General features: G+C 61.5%; 12 protein-coding genes and 1 pseudogene. 7 read left to right on the plus strand and 6 right to left on the minus strand.

Annotated features, from left to right (window positions below):
- The first annotated feature begins 6 nt into the window (after positions 1–6).
- Complete coding sequence (locus tag FYJ85_RS17855) at positions 7–1182, plus strand: FAD-dependent oxidoreductase (RefSeq protein ID WP_154419922.1); 1176 nt, start codon at positions 7–9, stop codon at positions 1180–1182.
- 44 nt (positions 1183–1226) lie between these two features.
- On the opposite strand, the gene FYJ85_RS17860 is transcribed toward FYJ85_RS17855, so the two are convergent.
- Together FYJ85_RS17860 and FYJ85_RS17865 are read right to left on the minus strand one after the other, a co-directional pair.
- A complete protein-coding gene (locus FYJ85_RS17860) occupies positions 1227–2126 on the minus strand; it encodes an NAD-dependent epimerase/dehydratase family protein (RefSeq protein WP_154419924.1) in 900 nt (299 codons plus the stop codon).
- Between the two features lies 1 nt (position 2127).
- Positions 2128–3333: a Gfo/Idh/MocA family protein gene (locus FYJ85_RS17865; protein ID WP_154419926.1), complete on the minus strand. Its 1206-nt coding sequence runs from the start codon at positions 3331–3333 to the stop codon at positions 2128–2130.
- A gap of 289 nt (positions 3334–3622) precedes the next feature.
- Between FYJ85_RS17865 and nifJ the strand changes: the two genes are divergently transcribed.
- From nifJ to FYJ85_RS24480, 6 genes and pseudogenes are all read left to right on the plus strand, one after another.
- Complete coding sequence (gene nifJ, locus FYJ85_RS17870; RefSeq protein ID WP_154419928.1) at positions 3623–7153, plus strand: pyruvate:ferredoxin (flavodoxin) oxidoreductase; 3531 nt, start codon at positions 3623–3625, stop codon at positions 7151–7153.
- Positions 7154–7359: 206 nt separating this feature from the next.
- Positions 7360–7884, plus strand: coding sequence for an ATP-dependent zinc protease family protein (locus FYJ85_RS17875; protein WP_106051481.1), 525 nt, complete (start codon positions 7360–7362; stop codon positions 7882–7884).
- 9 nt (positions 7885–7893) lie between these two features.
- A complete protein-coding gene (locus FYJ85_RS17880; RefSeq protein ID WP_154419930.1) occupies positions 7894–9426 on the plus strand; it encodes a 7TM domain-containing protein in 1533 nt (510 codons plus the stop codon).
- A complete protein-coding gene (locus FYJ85_RS17885) occupies positions 9423–10391 on the plus strand; it encodes an alpha-L-glutamate ligase-like protein (RefSeq protein ID WP_106051477.1) in 969 nt (322 codons plus the stop codon). Before FYJ85_RS17880 ends, FYJ85_RS17885 begins: the two co-directional genes overlap by 4 nt.
- Positions 10392–10418: 27 nt before the next feature.
- Positions 10419–11444: a zinc ribbon domain-containing protein gene (locus FYJ85_RS17890; protein ID WP_154419932.1), complete on the plus strand. Its 1026-nt coding sequence runs from the start codon at positions 10419–10421 to the stop codon at positions 11442–11444.
- Between the two features lie 184 nt (positions 11445–11628).
- Positions 11629–12485, plus strand: a pseudogene (locus FYJ85_RS24480) (pirin family protein).
- Between the two features lie 50 nt (positions 12486–12535).
- Here the strand turns inward: FYJ85_RS24480 and FYJ85_RS17900 are convergent.
- The 4 genes from FYJ85_RS17900 to FYJ85_RS17915 all read right to left on the minus strand — a co-directional run bounded on the left by FYJ85_RS17900 (position 12536) and on the right by FYJ85_RS17915 (position 17168).
- Positions 12536–13411, minus strand: coding sequence for a sugar phosphate isomerase/epimerase family protein (locus FYJ85_RS17900; protein WP_106051473.1), 876 nt, complete (start codon positions 13409–13411; stop codon positions 12536–12538).
- Positions 13412–13587: 176 nt separating this feature from the next.
- Positions 13588–14274 carry a type II secretion system protein gene (locus FYJ85_RS17905; RefSeq protein ID WP_206213287.1) on the minus strand — a complete coding sequence of 229 codons (687 nt, stop codon included), beginning with the start codon at positions 14272–14274 and terminating at the stop codon, positions 13588–13590.
- Between the two features lie 78 nt (positions 14275–14352).
- Entirely contained in the window at positions 14353–15048 is a 696-nt protein-coding gene (locus tag FYJ85_RS24225; RefSeq protein ID WP_154419936.1) for a prepilin-type N-terminal cleavage/methylation domain-containing protein, read from the minus strand.
- Positions 15045–17168 carry a sodium:solute symporter family protein gene (locus FYJ85_RS17915; RefSeq protein ID WP_106051470.1) on the minus strand — a complete coding sequence of 708 codons (2124 nt, stop codon included), beginning with the start codon at positions 17166–17168 and terminating at the stop codon, positions 15045–15047. The genes FYJ85_RS24225 and FYJ85_RS17915 overlap by 4 nt, the downstream gene beginning before the upstream one ends.
- Positions 17169–17180 lie beyond the last annotated feature (12 nt).

A 17180-nucleotide genomic window follows, 5' to 3' on the forward strand; every position in this document is an offset into this window, starting at 1 on the left:
GATACGATGCGGAATGATTTCACGAAACGTTACGATGTTGTGGTTGCCGGCGGCGGCGTTGCCGGTGTGGCGGCGGCGCTTGCGGCGGCCCGTCGCGGGGCGAAGACCGCGCTGATTGAGAAAACGGTGCTCTGGGGCGGTCTCGCCACGGCCGGAATCATTTTCATCTATCTGCCTCTCTGCGACGGCAACGGAACGCAGGTGACCTTCGGCATCTCCGAAGAACTCCTGAAAACCGGTCTCAAATACGGACCCGGCGAAATTCCGCCCGGTTGGAGCAGCGGCAGAAACCTGGCGGAAGAAAAGCGTTACCGGGTTGTTTTTTCTCCGGCTTCGATGGTGCTCGGGATCGACGAACTGCTTCAGGCGTCCGGCTGCGACCTGTGGCTCGACACGCAGCTGATCGATGCGGAGACGGCGGGCGACCGGGTGACGGCGGTGCGGGTGGCGAACAAGTCCGGCATCGGACGCCTCGAGGCGGCTGTGTTCGTCGATGCGTCCGGTGATGCGGATGTCGCTTTTTTTGCCGGGGCGGATTGCCCGGTTGCGGCGAATGCGCTGGCAAGCTGGACGCTGGAGTATTCAAAGCAGGAGAGCGGAGCTGTGCTCGCGCCCGGAATCCGCGCTTCGATCGTCGGCGGTTCGACCGACCCGGATTTTACGGAGCCCGGCGTCAGCGGGCGGATGGTCAGTGATTTCGTCATGGCCGGGCGGGAGAGATACCGGCGGCAGCTTGCGGAAGCCTATGCTTCGGGGGCGGCCGACCGTTTCGGCCGTTTCCCGCTCAAGCTGCCGGCCATGCCGGATTTGCGCCACACCCGGCGGATTGACGGGGCGTTCACCTTGCAGCCGGGTATGGAGTGGCGGGCGTTCGAGGATTCGGTCGGGGTCTGCGCCGACTGGAGATGCTGCGGCAAGGTCTGGGAATTACCGTACCGTTCGCTGCTGCCGAAAACGCTGAGCAATGTGCTGGCGGCGGGCCGCTGCATTTCGTCGGAGGGCGATGCGTGGGAGGTGACCCGGGTGATTCCCGTGGCGGCGCTGACCGGAGAGGCCGCCGGAGCCGCGGCGGCGCTTGCCGCGGAACGGCGGACGACTGCCGCGGAACTGCCGTATGCGGAGGTGCAGCAGGCGATGCGGAAAGCCGGAAACCCGACCCGTATCGCCGAACTGTATCCGTAAGAAAAGCGGGGCGGAAATTCTCCCGCCCCGGGAATTCGTTTCCGCTAACGGCTGATGGTTTCGGCGAGCGCATCGGCGAAGCTCCACGAGGGGGTGAAGCCGGCGGCGCGGATCTTCTCGGGCGAGGCGGTCGAATGCCTGATGTCTCCCGCCCGTTCCGGCAGGTGTACGATTTCGGATTTCGAGCCGGTCAGCCGGATGATCTCTTTCGCAAGGTCGTTGATGGTGATTTTGCCGCCGTTCGCAATGTTGTAGACGCCGGTATGAGCGCTCATGGCGAGGAACGCGTTCGCCGCGACGATGTCCTTCACGAAGATGAAGTCGCGGGTCTGGCCGCCGTCGCCGAAAATCGTCAGCGGTTCGTTCTTCCGGGCCTTGTCGATGAAAATCGGCACTGCGGCGGCATAGGCGCTCTTCGGGTCCTGGCGCGGCCCGAACACGTTGAAGTAGCGCAGGCAGGCGGTCTGCAGTTTTCCGGTTTCGGTGAACATCCGGCAGTAGTATTCGCCGTCGAGCTTTGTGATCGCATACGGGCTCTTCGGCTCCGGCGTCATGCTTTCGCGTTTCGGCAGCTCGGGATTGTCGCCGTAGACGGCCGCCGAGGTCGAGAAACAGAGCTTTCTGACGCCGGCGCGGGCGGCCTCTTCCAGGACGACGATCATGCCGGTGCCGTTGATGTCCATGCACTCCGTGATTTTCTCCATCGACTCCGGCACGCTGACGAGCGCGGCGAGGTGAAAGACGTAATCGACGTCCTGCATCGCCTGCCGCACGAGTTCGCGGTTCCGGATGTCCCCCTCGATGAATTCGACGTCGAAGCCGTCGAGGTTCCGGCGGTAACCGGAGCGCAGCGAGTCGAGCACCCTCACTTCGGCCTTCCCCTGAAAATGTTCGACGATGTGGCTGCCGATGAAGCCGGCGCCGCCGGTGACGAGTACGCGCATGTTACTTTTTCTCCTCTGCCCGGGCGAAATCCCAGTTTTCCAGATAGTCCGGCAGCGCCGGAACGTTCTCCGGCATGCCGCCGGAACGGATCGAATCCGCGCCGCAGCAGCCTGCCGCGACGCTGTAACGCGCGGCCTGCGGCGTCGACCAGACGTCGTAGACGCCGTGCAGCGCGTCGATGAAGCTTTCGATGATCAGCGGGTCGGCGCCGCCGTGTGAGCCGTCCGACGCATCGACGCGGCAGGTGATGTCGCCTTCGAGCCGGAAGTTGTCGGTGCGGCGGGTCCAGATCTGGATGTCGCTCTTCGGCGAGTAGTCTCCGTAATTTTCGAGCCGCCCCCGTGTGCCGATGACCGTGTAGTTCCGGCAGGTGTCCGGCGTGTAGAAGCACTGCTCGTAGCTGGCCATGACGCCGTTGGCGAGCTGCATGTTGATCATGTTGACATCCTCCACCTCGATGACCGGGTAGAGCTCCTTCTGCTCGAGCGGAGGCCAGTGGTCCGTCTTCCAGACCGACGCAATGCCCTCTCGGATCCGTTCCTCTCCCGCCGGCCGGCGCGGCAGCTTGTCGTAGACGGAGAGATTGCCCATGCCGTTGACCCGCACCGTGCGCGATCCGGCCAGGAAGTGGATCACGTCGATATCGTGCGCGCCCTTCTGCAGCAGCAGGCTGTTGCTGTACGCCTTTCTGGCGTGCCAGTCGCGGAAATAGGCGTCGCCGCCGTAGCTGACGAAGTGACGGCACCAGACCGCCCTGACTTCTCCGATCGTTCCGGCGTCGATGATCTCCTTCATCTTGCGGACGAACGCCATGTAACGCATGTTGTGGCCGATGACGAGCTTGGTTCGGCCGGCATAAGCTGCCTCGAGGATGCGGTCGGCGCTGTCGATCGCGATTGCGATCGGTTTTTCGAGATAGACCGGAACCCTGTGTCCGAGCGCATAGACGGCATGCTCTTCGTGCAGGAAGTCCGGACTGGCGATGACGACGCCGTCGAGCTGCTCTTTGTCGATCATTTCGCGGTAGTCGGTGTAGACGGCCGGCTCCGTGCGGTATTTTTCGCGGTAGCGGTCGAGGAACATCTGCCGCTGTTCCGGGTAGCGGTCCGCGCCGGCGACGACGCGCGCTTTGCCGGGCAAATTGGCGTGATCGGCGAGTGTGCCGCGCCCCGCGCAGCCGATAAGTCCGATTCTGAGTTCTTTCATAAATATCGCTTTCTCCGGGCCTGAAAATGGCAATGCCGGTTCCTTTTATTCTTCTTATAATATAACCCGGGATGCGCAATCGCCAAATGGAATTTTCATGATTCGTTATGGATTTTTCGGCAAAACGGCATTCGCCGGATGATTCCTTGCGGAAATTCAACCGAAACGGGTTGAAAAAATCGCCGATCGGGTGTAAATTGTGATATTATTTGTGGAACTGAGGTGTCATAACGGTCTTTTTCAGTAAAAGAAGCCAACTTTTACTCATCTAATCAATAACGGAGGAATCATGGCTAAAAAAATGCAAACCATCGACGGGAATTACGCGGCGTCGTACGTTGCCTACGCGTTCAGCGAGGTGGCGGCGATCTACCCGATCACCCCTTCCTCGACGATGGGCGAGTACGCCGACATCTGGGCCAGCCAGGGCCAGAAGAACATGTTCGGCCAGAAGCTTGAAGTTGTTGAAATGCAGTCCGAAGCCGGTGCCGCCGGTGCGGTGCACGGTTCTCTTTCGGCCGGTGCGCTGACCACGACCTACACGGCCAGCCAGGGGCTGCTGCTGATGATTCCGAACATGTACAAGATCGCCGGCGAGATGCTCCCGACCGTCTTCCACGTTTCGGCCCGCGCCCTCGCGGCCCAGTCGCTGTCGATCTTCGGCGACCATTCCGACGTGATGAGCTGCCGCGCGACCGGTTACGCGATGACCTCCGCCGCGTCGATCCAGGAGACCCACGACCTCGCGCTCGTCGCCCACCTTGCGACGCTCGAGAGCGAAATCCCGTTCCTCGCGTTCTTCGACGGCTTCCGCACCTCCCATGAGTTCCAGAAGGTCGAGCTGCTCGATTACTCCGACATGAAGTCGATGCTCGACATGAAGTACGTCGAGCGTTTCCGCAACCGCGCGCTGCGCCCGGATGCTCCGTACGCGAAGATGGCCGCCCAGAATCCGGACGTCTACTTCCAGGGCCGCGAGACGACCAACAAGCAGTACGAGGCGCTCCCGGCCATCGTCCAGAAGTATATGGACAAGGTCGGCGAAGTCACCGGCCGCAAGTATCACCTGTTTGATTACGTCGGCGCCGCCGACGCCGACAAGGTCATCGTCGCGATGGGTTCCGCCTGCGAGACCATCGAAGAGGCGATCGGCTACCTGAATGCGAAGGGCCGGAAGCTCGGTCTCCTGAAGGTTCGTCTCTATCGCCCGTTCGCTGCCGATGTGCTCGTCAAGGCGCTGCCGGCGACCGTCAAGAAGGTTGCGGTCCTCGACCGCTGCAAGGAGCCCGGCAGCCTCGGCGAGCCGCTTTTCCTCGACGTCAAGGCCGCTCTCGCCGGGAAGGATGTCACCGTTATCGGCGGTCGTTACGGACTGGCCAGCAAAGAGTTCACCCCGTCGATGGTCAATGCGATCTACAAGCACATGGACGGCAAGAACACCCACAATTTCACCGTCGGCATCAATGACGACGTGACCGGTCTTTCGCTGCCGATCGATGAAGAGATCGTCACCGAGCCGGCCGGCACCACGGCCTGCATGTTCTGGGGCCTCGGCGGCGACGGCACCGTCGGCTCGAACAAGAACTCGGTCAAGATCATCGGCGACCACACCAACAAGTACGTGCAGGCCTACTTCGTCTACGACTCGAAGAAGTCCGGCGGCATCACGGTTTCGCACCTGCGTTTCGGCGACAAGCCGATCACCAGCGAATACACGATCACGGCGCCGAACTTCGTTGCCTGCCACAATCCGGCTTACATCGGCCGTTACGACATGCTCGCCGGCATCGTTGACGGCGGCACGTTCCTGATCAACAGCGAACTCCCGGCCGACAAGGTCTTCGAGAGCTTCACCCGCGAAATGCAGGAAGTCATCGTCAGGAAGCATGTGAAGGTCTACACGATCGACGCGCTGAAGCTCGCGCTCGAAGTCGGCAGCCCGAAGTACGTTTCGACCATCATGCAGACCTGCTTCTTCAAGCTGGCCAACATCATTCCGGCCGACGAGGCGATCGGCTACATCAAGTCCGGAATCGAGAAGAAGTTCAAGAAGAAGGGCGACGATGTCGTCAAGGAAAACCAGGCCTGCGTCGATCAGGCGCTCGCCATGCTGAAGGAAGTCGAAGTTCCGGCTTCGCTGGACGGCGTCGCGGCCTACGAGCCGAAGGCGCTCATCACCGAAGATATGGGCACGTTCGCGAATACGCTCATGAAGCCGATCCTGCACCAGAAGGGCGACGACATCCCGGTCTCCGCGATGTCCTATGACGGTTCGATGCCGACCGCGACCTCGAAGTTCGAGAAGCGCGGAATCGCTCCGTCGGTTCCGAAGTGGGATTCGGCCGCCTGCATCCAGTGCAACCAGTGCGTGATGGCGTGCCCGCATGCCGCGATCCGTTCGAAGCTGATCGAGCCGGCGAATCTCGCCGGAGCGCCGGCCTCCTTCAATACCGTCGACGCGAAGCCGCCGGTCAAGAAGGAGCTCGGTCTCAAGTACCGTCTGCAGGTCTTCATCGAAGACTGCACCGGTTGCGGCGTCTGCGTCGAGACCTGCCCGGTCAAGGAGAAGGCGATCCACCTGACCCACACGCCGGAAGAGCGTGCCGCCGGCCAGGACGAGAACGTCGAATTCTTCCTCTCGCTGCCGGACAATGTCATGGGCGGCACCGATGCGAAGACCGTCAAGGGTTCGCAGTTCCTGATGCCGTACTTCGAGTTCAGCGGCGCCTGCGCGGGCTGCGGCGAAACTCCGTACGTCAAGCTGGTCAGCCAGCTCTTCGGCAACCGCATGATCGTCGCGAACGCGACCGGCTGTTCGTCGATCTACGGCGGCTCGTTCCCGTCGCTGCCGTACTGCAAGGACAAGAAGGGCCGCGGTCCGGCCTGGGCGAACTCGCTCTTCGAGGACAACGCGGAATACGGCTTCGGCATGCGCCTCGCGGTCGATACGAACCGCAAACAGCTGATGGACTGCATCAAAAAGATCCAGGAACTCGGCGTCTGCTGCGACGATATGAAATCGGCGCTTGATTACGCGGTCGCGAACTGGGAGAACACCTCCGACGAAGCGATGGCCAATCAGGAAAAGCTCGGCGAGCTGCTGAAGGTCGCCGTTGAAAAATCCGAAGGCGAAAAGCGGGAAATCTACGCCAAGATGCTCGAGCTGAAGGATTACTTCGTCGACAAGTCGGTCTGGATCCTCGGCGGCGACGGCTGGGCCTACGACATCGGTTTCGGCGGCCTCGACCATGTCGTTGCGCAGAACCGCAACGTGAACATCCTCGTGCTCGACACCGAGGTTTACTCGAACACCGGCGGCCAGGCTTCGAAGTCGACTCCGATCGGTGCTGTGGCGCTCTTCGCGAACAGCGGCAAGCGCCTGACCAAGAAGAACCTCGGCTTCATGTGCATGAGCTACGGCAATGTCTATGTCGCCTCGATCTCGATGGGCGCGAACCGTCAGCAGGCGCTGACCGCGATCCGCGAGGCCGAAGCGCACAACGGCCCGTCGATCATTCTGGCCTATGCTCCGTGTATCGCTCACGGCATCAACATGTCGAAGAGCCAGACCGAAGCGAAGCGCGCGGTCGAGGCCGGCTACTGGCCGCTCTACCGCTACAACCCGGCGGAGGAGCAGCCGTTCAAGTGGGAGACCAAGGAAGCCACCGCGAGCTTCCAGGAGTTCATCCGCAGCGAGAACCGTTACAAGGCCCTCTTCAAGACCTCTCCGGCCGATGCCGAAGAGCTGTTCACGAAGGCGGAAGCCGACGCGAAGCGCCGCATGACCTTCTACAAGAACCTCGGCGAACTCATGAAGTAAGCCGGACGGTGTTCCGAAAGCCCGTTCCCCGGATTTCCGGGAGCGGGCTTTTTTCTCATACAGGTCGGAAGATTGCCGTTTTGTCATCGAATTAAGTTGCCGCCGCGGTTGACAAAGGGGCGGATTCAGACTATTTTAACTGATATCATTATCAGTATTCCGGAACGGAGTTCCGGAGGGATTGCTCAGGGAGGTTCGTGAGGATTATGAGGCTGGTCGGTACGCTTCTGCCGTGTGTTGTGATTCTGGGGATGGCCGGCTGCTGCCGCCGGGCGGAGATGCCGGAGCCTCCCCCGCCGGAGAACAAGGTCGTGACCGATCTTCCGCTCGGAATCATCGGGGAGACCGAAGTGGTCTACCTGCCGGATTTCACCGTTCCCTTCGAGGCGCGGATCGACACAGGCGCGACGACGAGCTCGATCGATGCGCGGGATGTCCGGACCTTCGAGCGCGACGGCAGAAAATGGGTCTCCTTCCGGGTCTTTGCCCGTTCCGGCGGGGAGTCGAAGGAGTACGAACTGCCGGTGGCGCGGACGGTCCGCATCAAGCAGCACGGCGGAGAGTCGCTTGAACGGATTTCCGTCATGCTGACCTTCCGCATGGGCCATCTGACGCTCGAGCGCGAATTCACGCTGACCGACCGCAGCAAGTTCGAATATCCGGTTCTGGTCGGCCGCAACATCATCAACGGCATTGCGGCGGTCGATCCGTCCCGCCGCAACGTGCTGTAAGGAGGATACATGGCCGATTCCCGCAATCCGCGCCGGATGCTCTACATCCTGGTGATTCTTCTGGCCGTCGCAGCGGTGGCGGTTTCGTTTGTGAAGATCAACTTTTTCGGTTTCAGCCTCAGCGACCGCGCCGCTTTCTTTTATCAGGTCGACGGCAATATCACGCTGGAGCCGTCCGGAGATGAACCGGTGCGGATCTCTCTCGCCGTGCCGGAGCCCGATGCGGGATGGGCGTTCGGGCTCGACCCCGACAGCCGCACCCGGTTTCAGCTGCAGGAGCAGGACGGTTTTCCGCGCATGGTGCTGACGCTGCCGGCCCCGGTTGAAACGCGCCGCGTATCGTGCCGCTACCGCCTGGTGCCGGCGCCGCAGCGGGAGCTGCCGCCTCTTTCTCCGCCGGAAAACGCCGGGGAAACACTGGTTGCGGATACGGTGAAGATCGCTGCCGCCGCAATTCTGGACCGAATCGACCCGGAACGTAAACTGCCTGCCGCCAAACTGGTTCCGGCCCTGCTGCTCCGGCTCGGCGCCCTGTCGCCGGCTGAAAAGCGGGCGCTGGCTCCGAACTCGGGTTCCGATGTGACGGTCGATGCCGCGATCGCGGTGCTGGCCGGGCGCGGCATCCCGGCCCGCGCCCTGCGCGGCATTCTGCTCGACCAGAAGCGCTATCAGCAGCAGCCGTCGGTTTACCTCGACGTCTGGTACGGGGACCGCTGGCATATCTACCGGCCGAACACAGGGGCTCTTGAAGCTCCCGGTGAATTTCTGGTTCTGCAGCGCAGCGACAAATCCCTGCTGGAGGTGACCGGGGCGAAGAATTCATCGATCCGCTTCTCCGTGACCCGGGTTCCGGCCGGAGCGGAGCAGCTGAACCGGATTCGGGCGAAGATCATCGATGACCGTTCGCTTTCGGGTTTTTCGCTTTTTTCACTGCCGGCCTCGGAACAGAACCTGTTCAAACGCCTTGCGCTGCTGCCGCTGGCGATTCTGCTCATCGTCATCACGCGCAACATCGTCGGCATCACGACGATGGGAACCTTCATGCCGGTGCTGATCGCTATGGCGTTCCTCGAAATGCGGCTGCTGCCGGGACTTGTGAATTTCGCGCTGATTCTGACGGTCGGGCTCGGAATCCGCGCCTGGCTGTCGCGTCTGAATCTGCTGATGGTGCCGCGCATTTCGGCGGTGGTGGTCGTGGTGATTCTGCTGATGCAGCTGATCAGCGTAGGAGCGAACCTGATCAACCTGCCCGAGTTCGTTGATGCGACTTTCTTCCCGATCATCATCATCGCCTGGACCATCGAGCGCGCTTCGACGACCTGGGAAGAGGACGGAGCGAAGAATACGCTCAAGCAGCTCGCCGCCAGCATCGGCGCCGCCGCGGTCTGTTATCTGGTTCTGTCGAGCGGTTATCTGCAGTATGTGCTCTACACGTTTGCGGAGCTGAATCTGATTATTCTCGGCGTGATTCTGCTGCTCGGCACCTACACAGGCTACCGGCTGACGGAGCTCGCGCGCTTCGAACCGCTGGTGAAGCCATGAAACTGCCCGCCGTCAGACTGCCCCGGCTGGTTTCCCCGGCGAGCCTGCATCGCGCCGGCGTGCTCGGCATGAACCAGCGCAATTACGCCTACATCATGCGCTACAACCGCCGGGCGGATTACCCGGATGTGGACGACAAGCTGCGCACGAAGCAGCTGGCGATTCGTCACCATGTGGCGACGGCGGAGCTGATCGGCAGCATCCGGCACCAGTATGAGGTCAGAGGTTTCCGCGACATGATTGCGGGTGTGCCGGACTTCGTGATCAAGCCGGGACACGGCAGCGGCGGCCGCGGCATTCTCGTCATCAAACGGCACGACGGCGTGAATTTTTACAAACCGAACGGCGAGGTGTGCAGTTATGAGTTCATTTACGAGCACATTTCGAATATTCTCTCCGGCCTTTACAGCCTGGGCGGACAGGTGGATTATGCCCTGTTCGAGCGCTGCATCGATTTTTCGGATGTTTACAGCCGTTTCAGTTTTCAGGGCGTGCCGGATGTGCGGCTCATCGTCTTCTGCGGCTACCCGGTCATGTCGATGATCCGGCTGGCGACGCGCGAGTCGGACGGGCGGGCGAACCTGCACCAGGGGGCGGTCGGCGTGGGGCTGCGCATCCGGGACGGACGGCCGGAGTTCGCGGCCTCGCACAATAAGGAGGTCACGTACCATCCCGATACCGGCGCGGCTTTTTCGGAGCTCGTCGTTCCGCAGTGGGAGGAACACCTCGAGCTTGCCGCCCGTTGTGCCGAAATGACGCCGCTCGGTTATTTCGGCGCCGATATTGCGACGGACCGCAGGCGCGGGCCGCTGCTGCTTGAGCTCAATGCGCGTCCCGGGCTGGCGATCCAGATCGCGAACGGGCACGGGCTGCTTTCGCGCCTCCGGCTGATCGAGTCGCTGCCTCCCGGCGCGCACGCGACCCGGGCGGAGAAAATCGCGTTTGCACGGGAACAATTCGGTTGAGGCGATACAAAATAAAGGGTGACGGAGATGAGAACGCAATGTACGTTTTGCGGACAGCGGTTTGAGATCGGCGACAACTATCTCGGCAAGACCGTCGGCTGTACGAATTGCGGAAAGGACTTTGTCGTTTCCGCACTGCCGGAGCGCAAGGTCCTCCGGCCGGTGCCGGTCAAACCGCATCCGGAGAGGTCGGATTTCGTTCCGCCTCCGCCGCCGAAACCGGCGCCGCCGCCTCCGAAGGTGCCGGCTCCGGGCATGGGAGGGGATCTGTATTCGCTGCTCGAACGGCAGGGGCTGGCGCCGAAAACGCCGCCTCCGCCTCCGCCGCCGTTTTCGGGGATGAAAACCTATGACCGGGAAGAGGAGGAGCCCGCGTCCGGGCTGGATGCCGACCGGATGCCGGAAGCGTCTCCTGACCGGAAAAGCAGCTCTCCTTTTTCCTTCGATTTCGGCGGCGGCAAGGGGAGCAGCGGCCGCTTCCTGCTGCCGATTGCGGCTGCCGTTTTCGCGTTGTTCGTCATAGCCGTCCTCCTGATGAACGGCGGCGGACGCGGGAGGATGCTGATCATCGACGAGCTGTTCCGGGAAAATCTGATTTCCCTGCTGAATGCCGGTTCGGAGATTGAAACGATGTCGAGCCGGGGGATCGACAAGGATCGGCTCGAAGCCTCGGCCAACCGGCTGGAGGCGCAGCTGAAGCTGCTTCAGGCGAACCGGGCCGCATTCCCGGCGGACAGCGGCGATCTGGAGGCCGCGCTGGCGAAGTACGGACAGGCGGTCACCGGCTGGCGCCATGCGATTGAACTCTGGGACGCGAAGCGGAACTCTTCGAATGCCTCCTGGCCGGGCTTCGATCTTTCGACCGCCTACGGCGAAGCGTTTTACCGCCAGCTGGAATCGTATGCCGGGGAACGGATTGCGGAGGCGTTGAATCCGGATAAGAAATATCTGGATTTCGACCGGGCGGTCGGGATTCTGCTCGGCGTGTCCGGAGACCACTGCCGGGCCGGGCAGACCGGGCTGCTGCGTTGCCTCTCGGCGCAAAAACTCTGACCGGGCAGCCGGAATCACTTCCGCATTCATTCCGTTTTTCATCTGTTTTGCATGAAAAACGGAATTTGTGTTTGCTTATTCCGAAAAAAGCAATATCTTGATTCATAACCGGTGGAGGAGCCGGTTTTCCGCATCCGTTCTCCGGAAGGGGGAAGGGCAGGGCTTATTTTCAGGAGGAGAAGCTATGAATACCAGAAAAGTCGCAAGAGTGGTGACCGGCATCCGTACAGAAGACGGCGCCGGAGTGAAGCTGACCCGGGTGATCGGGCATGATGACGTGAAGGATTTCGATCCGTTTCTGATGCTGGACGCTTTCGATTCACGGAATCCGGACGACTATACCGCGGTTTTCCGTGGCATCCGCATCGCGGCATCGAAACGGTCACCTATCTGATTTCAGGCAATATCGAGCACGGCGACAGCCTCGGCAACCAGGGCTGCATTTCCGACGGCAGCTGCCAGTGGATGACCGCCGGCGGCGGAATCATCCACCGGGAGATGCCGAAACCGTCGCAGCACATGCTCGGCGCTCAGCTCTGGATCAACTTGCCGAAGAAGGACAAGATGACCGCCCCCGCCTACAATGACATCAGGGCGGAGGCGATTGCGAAAGTCGCCGAAGATGGGGCTCGGATCGCGGTCGTCTCCGGCGAATACAAAGGCGTCCGGGCTTCGATGCAGGGCGATTTCGTCAAAACGACCTACCTCGACATCGAGCTTGAGTCCGGCCGGGAGTGGACGCTCGAAACACCGCCGGAAAACACTGTTTTTCTCTATATCGTGCTCGGGTCGCTGCGGATCGACGGCGTCTCCCATGAAAATCGCCGCGCCGTCCTGTTTGGCCGGGGAGAGCGGATTTGCGTGACGGCAGGTGAAAAGGGAGCGCGTTTTCTGCTGTTCTCCGGCAAGCCGCTCGGCGAACCGGTCGCCTGGGCGGGGCCGATCGTCATGAATACGCGCGAAGAGCTGGCGCAGGCCTTCCGCGAGCTCGACGACGGCACCTTTGCACGCGGCTGCGACACGGCGCACGGAAATGAATAAGCCGGATGCCGGGCGTGAGCCTCGGGGAAGGCCCTGTACGCTTTTTCTTTTCACGGAATCGCGGCTGTTGCGATGCGCCTGTCGAGCTCCCCGCAGTTTTCGAGGTAGAACGCAGCGCTTTCGAGGTTGCGGAAGTGCTGCTTCGGCGTAATCTCGCGCGGGCGGCCCGAACACGGTTTCAGGACGGCCGTTTCGAAGATCAGCAGCGGATTGCCCGGAACCCGGCGGATCGCCGCCATGACCGAGGGCCAGTCCAGCAGCCCGAGTCCCGGCAGCCAATGGGCCTCATCGACGCCATCGTAGTCGGAGAGGTGGAACGAACGGAGCCGCCCGCGCAGCCGGTCGATGAATTCCGGCACGCGCTTCAGGCCGCCGTCGCCGGTCAGATGATTCACGTCAAAGCAGATTCCGGCCGCCTCCGGCATGCCGTCGGTCAGCGCCTGAAGCTCTTCGACGCAATTGCCGATGCAGGTTCGCGGCAGGAGCTCCACATTGAGCGATGCGCCGGCCGCCGCCGCGGCGCGGACCAGCGATGCGATGACCGGCCTGGTCTGCTCGAGCAGCATGCCGCGCTCTTCCGGCCGGACCGGTTCGATGCTGGTGTGGAAGGTGTAGTTTTTCGCCGCGAGCGGCGCGGTGAGCCGGATGAATTCGGCCAGGTATTCCGCGACGGCTTCCCGCTCCTTCTCTCCGGCCGGATACGGGAACTTTTCAAACGGACAGAACGGCAGGTGGACCGACGCGGTTTCGACTCCGGCGAGTTCATCGGCGTTGCGGACCAGTTCGACGAGCTCTTTCGTTTCCTGCGGTTCGAGATATTGGCCGCAGGAGAGCTCGATTCTGTGGAATCGGCTTTCGGACAAAGCCTTGCGCCATTCGGGGAGGCGGATCAGCGATGCATTGACGGAAACGGCATACCGGTACATGTTTTTCTCCTCTGTTTCCCGAAACGTTGCTTCTCTCTCGTCTCCCCGCTCCGGTCTGCGGAGAGCCGCTCGGACACGTCATTCATGGCGTTTGCGCGGCGGGTGATACTTTGCCGCAGCTTTTATAGGATACCACTGTTTTGCGCCGATGCCAAGCGCCGTTCTGAAAAAATCCGTCAAATGATGCTTGCTTCAAAGCTCCCGTCGCCGCTCCAGAGATATTTGTGCTCCTCGCTGTTGTAAGGCATGAGTTCATTGTAACGGTAGGATTTCGCGTGGCCGTCGGCATAGGAGGCGTTGCCGGAACCGGCATGGGGCGTGCCGGGCATGGTCATGTCGGTCCAGGTCGGGTCGAGCATGAAGTCATAGAACAGCGAACCGTCCGAGTCGGTGATGACCAGGAGCCTGCTCGGTTGCCGCAGCCGGGTGACCTTGGTCAGTTTTTTCAGGAGCCGGAAGCTGCCGCCGTCTCCGAGCGTGTCGTAATAGCCGGCGTAGACATTGTAGCTGTAAGGCAGGTTGTTGCTGTTGTAAGTATTGTCCTCATTGCGGAGGTCGGCTGCGCCGGGGTGGTCGAAGACGCCCGATATCACAGCCGTGCTGTTCGACTGGAGCGTCTGCTGGATTTTGTCATACCAGAACGGTGCCGTACCGTCGCCGCCGTCGAAGCAGCTCGGCAGGATGTCGAGATTCTGCTGGGTGTAGAAGGCGGTCGCGGTTCCGAGCTGTTTCAGGTTGCTCGTGCATTTGATCGCTTTGCCGCGTTCGCGCGCCTGCTGCAGCGCCGGGAGCAGCATGGCCGCCAGGATCGCGATGATCGTAATGACGACCAGGAGTTCGATGAGTGTGAAGAACCGTTTCATTCCGCAGCCTCCTCCCTTGATTTGCATTATGATACCGGGGAATGCCGCCGGCGTCGGGCGGCATTCAGAAAAAATCCGTCAGATGATGTTTGCGTCAAGCGTCCCGTCGCCGCTCCAGAGATATTTGTGCTCCTCGCTGTTGTAAGGCATGAGTTCATTGTAACGGTAGGCCTTCACATGGCCGTCGGCATAGGAGGCGTTGCCGAACCCGGTATGCGGTGTGCCGGGCATGGTCATGTCGGTCCAGGTCGGGTCGAGCATGAAGTCGTAGAACAGCGAACCGTCCGAGTCGGTGATGACCAGGAGCCTGCTCGGCTGCCGCAGCCGGGTGACCTTGGTCAGTTTTTTCAGGAGCCGGAAGCTGCCGCCGTCTCCGAGCGTGTCGTAGTAGCCGGCGTAGACATTGTAGCTGTAGGGCAGTTTGTTGCTGTCGTAGGTGTTGTCCGGATTGCGGAGATTGACCGAGCCGGGGTGATCGAAAACACCGGTCAATGCATCCCGGTTGGTTGCGGCGTTCGGCTGCATGGCGTCCTGAAGTTTGTTGAACCAGAACGGCGCCATGCCGTCGCCGCCGTCGAAGCAGCTCGGCAGGATGTCGAGATTCTGCTGGGTGTAGAAGGCGGTCGCGGTTCCGAGCTGTTTCAGGTTGCTCGTGCATTTGATCGCTTTGCCGCGCTCGCGCGCCTGCTGCAGCGCCGGGAGCAACATGGCCGCCAGGATCGCGATGATCGCGATGACGACCAGGAGTTCGATGAGTGTGAAGAACCGTTTCATTCCGCAGCCTCCTTTGATTGCATTTTTTTTCGGGATTCCGTTTCCGTATCGGCATGCTCCGCGACCCTGCCGTCATCTTCGGCATCGGCGGTGCGGTCCAGCGATTTCAACTGGCGGAAGAGCCGGACAAGGTCGCGGATTCCGCCCCAGGTGAACCAGACCGTGGTGACCGCCCCGATGAGCAGATTCAGCCAGATCGTATAATATTCGAACCAGGCGAACCAGGTTTCGTCGCTCCAGAAGCCGAAACAGGTGTTCGCAATGAGCTGAAAGAGAAAGATGAAAAACGTATAGCCGGTCCAGATCACGACCGACCAGGCGAGAATCCGGTCGGACCGGCTGTATTCGGCGGTGATTCCGGCAAGCCGGCTCCAGCGGAATTTCTTCTCCTTCGGGGCAGGGGGAGCGGCGGCGCCGCTGTCGCGGTGCAGCATCCGGTCGAGGTCGAACGGTTTGCGGCAGGTCAGCAGCGAGACGAGAATGTAGGAGCCGATGGCGAGCAGGATGCTAGCGAAGAACATCTCCTGTCCCGAGATCGGGAAGCGGTGCGGCGACATCTCCCAGTTTACGAACGGCAGCGCCGATCCGGCTCCCTCGAGAATCAACGCGAACTGCTTGAGCAGATCCGGATGATGATCCGAGAGATACGGGTAGATCGGGTCCTCCCAGAATTTGGTCAGGAGGAACGAGAGCGTTCCCATCACGACGCCGGAACACATCGCGCACCAGGCCCCCGCCGTCGTCGCGCGTCTCCAGTAGAGTCCGCCGATGATGACCGATCCCGCGCCGCCGAGGTAGATCGTCCCGGTGACCGCGAAGAACATCAGAATGTAGTCGATCTGGTTGAAGAAATAGCTGAAGCACCAGGCGAAAAGCGCAACCCCCGCGATGGCTCCGCGCAGCAGCCAGATGTGGGCGCGCGGCGACAGAGGCCGCTTTTTGAACGGCAGCAGCACATCCTGTACGAGAATCGACCCCCAGCTGTGCAGGTAGGTCGTGTCGGTGCTGATCATGAGGAACAGCATGAGCGCGCAGAACGCCCCCGTCGCACCGGTCGGCAGCAGATAACGGAGCGTCAGCGGAACACGCAGCTGGGAGCGGAGCGTTTCGGTCGTCGCGGCGGAGTCGAACTGGATCCTCTCCGCCAGCTCCGCGTTGACCAGCCCCGCCTGTGCGGCGAAATCCGGGTGGTTCAGAAAGGTGTAGGCGCCGTAGACCAGCAGCGGCACCATGACCGTGACGAAGCCTGCACGCCAGTAGCCGAGCACGCCGCCCATCTTCTGCTCGTGCGGCGACGCTCCGGCCGAGTTGTAGCCGGAGTTGCCCTGCCACGCCATCCGGCTGTAAATCGCCGCGAAGATCGAGATGAAGACGAAGAGGATGTTGAAGTCGGTCAGCTTGCCGGTGTCGAACGGGTTGATGAACGATTCGCCGGGCGGACGGGCGAGCATGACGTCGCGGAACTGGCTCATGCTGAAGGTTGTGAGGATCACCGCGACCAGAAGCGCGTAAACCCAGTAGCTGAAGATGCCCTGTACGCAGTCGGTCACCATGGTCGACAGCTGGCCGCCCATGGTGACGAGAATGACCGCGATGGTCAGAAAGAAAGCCATCAGCAGCCCGAAAACCGACCAGTCGGCGCCGAGAATGGAGACCGTCTCCGGCAGCCGCAGGAAATACTGGATGCAGCGCGCGCTGACCGCCGGGAAGATCGCGTAGTTCAGCACTCCGGCCAGAAAGGCGAGGAATCCGGCGAAGACGCGGAACGCCTTCGAATAGCGCATTTCGAAGAACTGCGCCAGCGTCATCGCCCGGGTTTCGCGGTAGCGGTAGATGACGAATCCGGTCAGGTTCATGGCCAGGCCGACCGGAATCAGCAGCGCCCACCAGAAGCTGATCGCGGAGCCGCTTTTGTAGGTCATTTCAAACGTCGCGACGAGGCTGATGAGGCCCATGCCGGCGGCGCCGTCGGCGACCGAGAGCAGATAGCGCCCGGCCGCGCGTCCGGCGGAGAGGAAGTCCGCCACGCCTTTTACGCAGCGCTGCGCCTGATAGCCGATCCAGAACACCGCGCCGAGCGGCACGAGAATGATCAGCCAGTCGATCCAGGAGAGGTCCATCGTCTGTATTTC

It is taken from the genome of Victivallis lenta, assembly GCF_009695545.1.
GTDB lineage: Bacteria > Verrucomicrobiota > Lentisphaeria > Victivallales > Victivallaceae > Victivallis > Victivallis lenta.

Bases quoted from the DNA above. Each gene is read 5' to 3' on its own strand.
- nifJ (WP_154419928.1), top strand. From the start codon at position 3,623: ATGGCTAAAAAAATGCAAACCATCGACGGGAATTACGCGGCGTCGTAC.
- FYJ85_RS17875 (WP_106051481.1), top strand. From the start codon at position 7,360: ATGAGGCTGGTCGGTACGCTTCTGCCGTGTGTTGTGATTCTGGGGATG.
- FYJ85_RS17905 (WP_206213287.1), bottom strand. From the start codon at position 14,274: ATGAAACGGTTCTTCACACTCATCGAACTCCTGGTCGTCATTACGATC.
- FYJ85_RS17890 (WP_154419932.1), top strand. From the start codon at position 10,419: ATGAGAACGCAATGTACGTTTTGCGGACAGCGGTTTGAGATCGGCGAC.
- FYJ85_RS17900 (WP_106051473.1), bottom strand. From the start codon at position 13,411: ATGTACCGGTATGCCGTTTCCGTCAATGCATCGCTGATCCGCCTCCCC.
- FYJ85_RS17885 (WP_106051477.1), top strand. From the start codon at position 9,423: ATGAAACTGCCCGCCGTCAGACTGCCCCGGCTGGTTTCCCCGGCGAGC.
- FYJ85_RS17865 (WP_154419926.1), bottom strand. From the start codon at position 3,333: ATGAAAGAACTCAGAATCGGACTTATCGGCTGCGCGGGGCGCGGCACA.
- FYJ85_RS17880 (WP_154419930.1), top strand. From the start codon at position 7,894: ATGGCCGATTCCCGCAATCCGCGCCGGATGCTCTACATCCTGGTGATT.
- FYJ85_RS24225 (WP_154419936.1), bottom strand. From the start codon at position 15,048: ATGAAACGGTTCTTCACACTCATCGAACTCCTGGTCGTCATCGCGATC.
- FYJ85_RS17915 (WP_106051470.1), bottom strand. From the start codon at position 17,168: ATGGACCTCTCCTGGATCGACTGGCTGATCATTCTCGTGCCGCTCGGC.
- FYJ85_RS17860 (WP_154419924.1), bottom strand. From the start codon at position 2,126: ATGCGCGTACTCGTCACCGGCGGCGCCGGCTTCATCGGCAGCCACATC.
- FYJ85_RS17855 (WP_154419922.1), top strand. From the start codon at position 7: ATGCGGAATGATTTCACGAAACGTTACGATGTTGTGGTTGCCGGCGGC.